The sequence below is a fragment of the Amnimonas aquatica genome (assembly GCF_002943415.1).
Taxonomy (GTDB): Bacteria; Pseudomonadota; Gammaproteobacteria; order Pseudomonadales; family Moraxellaceae; genus Perlucidibaca; species Perlucidibaca aquatica_A.
This window is the reverse complement of record NZ_PTQZ01000205.1, coordinates 1-3164: the sequence shown is the minus strand read 5'-3', so window position 1 is coordinate 3164 and position 3164 is coordinate 1. Positions and strand designations below refer to the sequence as shown.

Here is a 3164-nt window from a genome sequence, read left to right as displayed (position 1 = left end):
CCGTGCCGCTGGACATGACTGCGGCCCAGGTCAACGCCGAGCTGGCGGGCTGGCCCAACGTGCTGGCCTGGGTGGCTGGCCACACCCACCTGCACCGCGTGCGCCCGTTCGCCGTGACGCCGGGCGAGGGCGGCGCGCTGGCCGGCAGCAACGGCACCATCAGCACGCCGGTGACCTGCCGCAAGGCCGGCGTGGCGGCCGATGGCAAGCCGCACTGCCGCGGCTTCTGGCAGGTCGAGACGGCATCGCTGATCGACTACCCGCAGGAGCAGCGCCTGATCGAGGTGTTCGACAACCGCAACGGCACTGGCACCCTGCGCGGGCCGGTGCTGACTCATGGCTTCGAGCGCTCGCGCAAGCTCGCCGAGGCCGATGACCGCTGCCAGTTCTTCCTGCTCGATCCGGCGAGCTGGTCCAGGCTGCCGACCGATGGCGGCATCGACGCCGTCTGCGGCTTCGGCCGCACCCGTCAGGGCGAGGCCGGCGACCGCAATGTCGAGCTGACCTTCCGCATGCCGGCGTTCTGAGGCGCGGGCCGCTTCCGTGACCGCCTCGTTGCCGTGCCGGTCAAGAGGGCCGTGACATGCCCGGACCTTGGTCGTAGCTCGCCAGCGCCGGCCGCCTGCTAAGCTGGTCCGGAGCCGGTGCCGTTCTCCGGCATCACGGGCAACGGGAGGGCACGCAGATGACCCTGGCTGACGACAGCCACCGCGAGCGCGACGCGGCACGCCAGCACGGTGAGAGCCTGGCGCGCTTCCTGCGCCAGCACCCGCCCTTCGACCGCCTGCCCGAGGCCGAGCTGCAGTTCCTGCTGCGCCAGGCCCGGCTGGTCTTCCATGCCGCCGGCAGCACCCTGCTGCATCCCGATGGCGGCCCCGTGCAGCAGTTCTTCGTGGTCCAGCAGGGGCGTGTCCAGGGCCTGCGCCGGGGTCGCGCCGGCGAACCGCCGCGCGTGCAGTTCGAGATCGGTGTCGGCGAATGCTTCCCGCTGGCCGCGCTGCTGGGCGAACGCGCCACCCGCACCGAGCATGTCGCGCTCGAAGACAGCTTCTGCCTGGTCTGGTCGCGTGATGACTTCGCACGCCTGGTGCGCGAATCCGAGCCGTTCCGCGAGTTCGCGCTCGGCGGTGTCAGCGGCCTGCTGGCCGAAGTCGGGCGCCAGCTCCAGCAGCGTGTCGCCGGCCAGCTCGGCAGCGATTTCTCCATGGCGCAGGCGGTGGGCGACCTGCTGTCGCGCCAGCCGGTGCAGGCCGGTCCGGAGTTGCCGCTGGCCGAGGCGGTCGCGCTCATGGATCGCGAGCAGGTCAGCAGCATCGTCATTGTCGATGCCGCGCGCCGGCCGGTCGGCATCTTCACCCTGCGCGACCTGCGCCGCCGCCTGGCCGGCGAGGGCTGGCAGCCGGAGGCGCCGCTGTCGGCCTGGATGACGCCCGGGCCGGTGCATCTGGAGCGCGACGTGCCGGTGTTCCAGGCCGCGCTGATGATGGCCGAGCACGGCATCACCCATATCGTGGTCTGCCACCACGGCCGCCTGCAGGGCGTGCTCGCCGAGCGCGACCTGTTCCAGCTCCAGCGCCTCAACCTGGTGGCGCTGACCCGTGGCATCCGCCATGCCACCAGTCTCGGGCAACTGCGCGAGAGTCGCGCGGCGCTGGCGCGGCTGGTCGACCAGCTGCTCGCCCGCGGCGCCTCGGCGGAGCAGATCACCCAGCTCGTGGCCCGTCTCAACGATCAGCTCGTGCAGCGTGTCATGACGCTGGCCGGCAACGACCTCGGCGCCCCTGACCGGCCGGTGACCTGGCTCTGCTTCGGCAGCGAGGCGCGCGAGGAGCAGACCCTGCACACCGATCAGGACAACGGACTCTGGTTCGACGCCCGCGATGACGAGGCCGCCGCCGTGCGTGCCCGCCTGCTGCCCTGGGCCGGGGAGGTCAACCGCCGGCTCGATGCCCTCGGTCTGGACTGGTGCTGGGGCGGCATCATGGCGGGGCAACCGGCGTGCTGCCTGAGCCGGCGCGAATGGCGCCAGCGCTTCTTCGATCTGGTGCGCGAGCCGGCGCCGGCGCGGCTGCTGGAGGCGGTCATCTTCCTCGACCTGCGCGCGGTGCAGGGTGATGTCGAGGGCGTGGAGGCGCTGCGCCTGGACGTGCTGGACTGGATCGGCGGCAGCGATATCTTCCGCCGCCTGCTGACCGAGCAGGCGCTGCGCCGGCGGCCGCCGCTGGGGCACTTCCGCGACTTCCGCCTGAGCCGGGGCGGCGACCACCCGAACACCTTCGATCTCAAGCTGGAGGCGCTGACGCCGCTCATCGATGCCGTGCGCGTGCTGGCGCTGGGGCATGGCGTGACGGCAGTGTCGACCACCGCGCGCCTGCGCCGGCTGGCCGCCGACGGCGTGCTGCGCCAGGTCGACGCCGATGCCTACGAGGAGGCCTGCCAGCACCTGCAGCTGCTGCGCCTGCAGCTGCATCAGGAGCAGCAGCGCGGCGGCGGGGCGCTGGGCAACCGCATCGACCCCGATCGCCTGAATCCGCTCGACCGGCGCATCCTGCGCGAGTGCCTGCGCCAGGTGCAGCGCCTGCAGCAGGACATCGCCACGAGGGTCGGCCTGTGAGCCCGGCCGACTGGTGGCGCCGCTTGCGCAAGCCGCTGCCGGACTGGTGGCCGCAGGCCGCGCGGCTGGACGGGCGCGCGCTGGCCGGCGACCGCTGGGTGGTGCTGGACACCGAGACCTCGGGGCTGTCGCCGTGGCGCGACCGGCTGCTGTCGCTGGCGGCGGTCAGCATCGAAGCCGGCAGCCTGCCGGTGGCCGGGCAGTGGTACGCCACGCTGGACAATGCCGGTGCCGGCGGTGTCGGCGACAGCGTGCTCATCCACCGCCTGACGCCGGGCCTGCTGGCCGGCGGCATGTCGCTGGCCGAGGGCGTGGAGACGCTGGCGCGCTTCGTCGGCGATGCCCCGGTGCTGGCCTTCCACCACGGCCACGACCGCGATTTCCTGCGCACGGCGCTGAACCGCGCCGGCCACCCCATGCTGCCCTGGCGCTGGTGGGAGGCCGCCGATGTGCTGCGCCTGGCCTGGCCCGACGCCCCCGCCGAGCTGGCCACGCTGGATGACTGGCTGTGCTGGCAGCGGGTGCCGGTGGACGAGCGCCACCACGCCCG

General features: G+C 73.1%; 3 protein-coding genes. All 3 read left to right on the top strand.

The features are described 5' to 3' along the window. Positions 1-527: metallophosphoesterase family protein (locus C5O18_RS07890; protein WP_206389797.1), on the top strand; the 527-nt coding region annotated here is incomplete at its 5' end. Positions 528-685: 158 nt separating this feature from the next. Further along, positions 686-2614 carry a putative nucleotidyltransferase substrate binding domain-containing protein gene (locus C5O18_RS07885; RefSeq protein WP_105192954.1) on the top strand — a complete coding sequence of 643 codons (1929 nt, stop codon included), beginning with the start codon at positions 686-688 and terminating at the stop codon, positions 2612-2614. Continuing rightward, on the top strand, positions 2611-3164 hold a 554-nt coding region (locus C5O18_RS07880), incomplete at its 3' end, for a 3'-5' exonuclease (RefSeq protein WP_105192952.1). The genes C5O18_RS07885 and C5O18_RS07880, both read left to right, overlap by 4 nt.